Origin of the sequence: Sphingomonas sp. CCH9-E2, from assembly GCF_001557215.1 — a bacterium.
Taxonomy (GTDB): domain Bacteria; phylum Pseudomonadota; class Alphaproteobacteria; order Sphingomonadales; family Sphingomonadaceae; genus Sphingomonas.
The window spans coordinates 1-2,687 of record NZ_LSJM01000192.1 but is presented as its reverse complement, the minus strand read 5'-3'; the positions used below and the strand labels follow the sequence as shown (position 1 = coordinate 2,687).

2 protein-coding genes are annotated in these 2,687 nt (G+C 67.2%); both read left to right on the top strand.

The window, feature by feature from the left end:
- On the top strand, nucleotides 1–411 hold a 411-nt coding region (locus AX681_RS22430), incomplete at its 5' end, for a hypothetical protein (protein WP_197424270.1).
- 190 nt (nucleotides 412–601) lie between these two features.
- Complete coding sequence (locus AX681_RS09360; protein WP_066660455.1) at nucleotides 602–2,632, top strand: TonB-dependent receptor family protein; 2,031 nt, start codon at nucleotides 602–604, stop codon at nucleotides 2,630–2,632.
- Nucleotides 2,633–2,687 lie beyond the last annotated feature (55 nt).

Sequence of the window (2,687 nt, the reverse complement as noted above, 5' to 3'; positions counted from 1 at the left end):
GTCGCTAACCGCCACGCCGTGTTCCGGGGGCTGATCCTTTCGCATCGCGGGTTCGCCGCCGCGCTGATCGCGTTGGCGCTGGCGATGAAACTTGCCGTGCCGACGGGGTTCATGCCGGTCGAGCGGGCAGGCACGATCGTGGTGATGGTCTGCACCGGCATGGGCCAGCAGCAAGTCGAGATCGACGTGCCGGGGATGCCGGTGAAAGAGGATGGCGCGACGCGGGTTGCGGGTCAGCCCTGCGCCTTTGCCGGGCTGGGCATGGACATGATGCCGGGGGTGGACCCGGCGCTGCTCGCCGGGGCGCTGGCGTTCATCCTGGCGCTGGGGTTCGCCGCTGTTGCGGTAGTGCGCGTCGAGCGGGCGCGGCAATTGTGGCCGCCGATGCGCGGGCCGCCGCTGATTTCCTGATCCTTTCGGCCGTTTTGGATAGCTAGCGCCGCATCGTTTGCGCGCGTCTCACGGTCACCCTCACCCTTCCGCGCCTTCGGCGCTCCCTCCCTCTCCCGCTGGGAGAGGGAAGGGGCCTGCGAGCGTAGCGAGTGGGAAGGGTGAGGGTGATCGCGCCGACCGGGCCGCGCCGATCAGGAATGCACATCTCATGAAGACTCAATTTGCGGCCGCGCTGCTTGCGGCCACTTGCCTTGCGACGCCCGCTCTTGCCGACGACAGCGATCAGGTGCCGGTGATCATCGTCACCGCCAAGGCCAATCCCGAGGACCCGCCCGTCGTCGGTGAGGCGCGTGAGCGGCTGGCGCGGACGCCGGGGTCGGTGTCGGTGGTCGCTGCCGAAGCCTATGAGGATCGCTTCGCCATCGGGACGCCGGACATATTGCGCGACGTGCCGGGCGTGCTGGCGCAGAAGCGCTATGGCGAGGAAGGGCGGCTGTCGATCCGCGGATCGGGGCTCGACCAGAGCTTCCACCAGCGCGGCGTGATGCTGGCGCAGGACGGTGTTCCGTTTGCCGATGCCGATGGCTTTTCGGATTTTCAGAAGATCGACCCGCTCGGGGCGCGCTTTGTCGAAGTCTATAAGGGTGGCAACGCGCTGCGCTTTGGCGGGGCGCAGCTTGGCGGGGCGATCAATTTCGTGACGCCCAATGGCAAGACCGCGCAGTCGCCGGTGCTGGTGCGGGTCGAAGCGGGGAGCGACGACAGCGTGCGCGGCGTCGCGCAGGTCGCGGGCAAGTCGGGCGCGTTCGATTTCTACGCCGGGGCCAGTGCCTTCCACAGCGATGGCTATCGCGTGCAGGGCTATCAGGACCAGATCCGCGGGACGCTCAATCTGGGCTGGTCGTTCGGTGACGAGAATGAGGTGCGCGCGATCCTCTATGCCGCCGATATCTATCAGGGGGTGCCGGGGACGGTGACACTGGGTCAGGCGCTGACCAATCCGCGCGCGTCGGGGACGAGCGCGGTGTCGCAGAACCAGCGGCGCAATCAGGGCGTGTTTCGCGGGACGCTGCAGACGCGGCTGCGGCTGACGGACAGCCTGGTGTTCGAGGGCGGGGTCTATGCGACGCAGACCGACCTGTATCACCCCGTGGGCATCTTCATCATCCAGGACACCGATGCGCAGGGCGCGTTCGGGCGCTTTGACTGGAAGGGCGACCTCGCGGGCATGAAGGCCGACCTGTTCTTTGGCGCTTTCTATCGCGAGGGCGGGACCGAACAGGATCTGTTCGTCAATGCCGCGAGTGCGCAGGGGCCGCGGATCGGCGATGCGCGGCAGGTGGCCAATGCACTCGACCTGTTCGCCGAGGGGCGCGTGTTCGTGACCGAGGGCCTGGCGCTGGTCGGCGGGGCGAGCTGGGGCCATGCCGGGCGCGATTATCTGAACCGCCTGAATGGGCGCACCGCGGATCAGGATTATGAGTGGTTCGCGCCGCGCGTTGGGCTGCTGTTCGAGACTGGCGATGCGCAGGTCTATGCGAACTTCACCCGCTCGGTCGAGCCGCCGCATTTCGGGGCGCTGGCGCAGACCAATCTGCTCGGGTCGGTGTTCGTGCCGCTCGACCCGCAACGCGCCTGGACGGCTGAGATCGGGACGCGCGGGCGCAGCGGCGCGGTCGCGTGGGACGTGACTGCCTATCGCGCCTGGGTGAAGGGGGAGTTGCTGAGCTTCTCCACCTCGCCGACCATTCCCTCGACCATCTTCAACGCCGACAAGACGGTGCATCAGGGGATCGAGGCGAGCCTGGACTGGTGGGTTCTGGATGGGTCGGACGGGAAGCTGCGGCTGCGCCAGACCTATGCCTTGTCGGATTTCCGGTTCGACAATGATCCGGTCTATCGCGACAACCGCCTGCCGATCGCGCCGGTGCATAGCTACCGCGCGTCGCTGCGCTACGAGGGCGGGAGCGGGTTGTTCGTCGAGCCGAACCTCGACTGGCGGCCGCAATCGACCTGGGCGGATTATCGCAACACGCTGAAGGTGCCGGGCTATGCGCTGCTGGGCATCGGGGCCGGGTTTGAGTTGCGTGGGGTTACGTTGTTCGCCGATGCCCGGAACCTGACCGACAAATATTATGTGTCGGATCAGTCGGCCGCGATCACCGCGACCGCGGCGAGCGCGATCTTTCACCCCGGTGAGGGGCGGACGGTGGTGTTCGGGCTGCGGACGCGGTTTTGAGTCTTCTTCGCCCCTCCCCTTCAGGGGAGGGGTTGGGGGTGGGGCGTCTCAATCT

What these genes read in the sequence shown, in the direction of transcription:
- AX681_RS09360 (WP_066660455.1), top strand. Translation starts at nt 602, where the DNA reads ATGAAGACTCAATTTGCGGCCGCGCTGCTTGCGGCCACTTGCCTTGCG.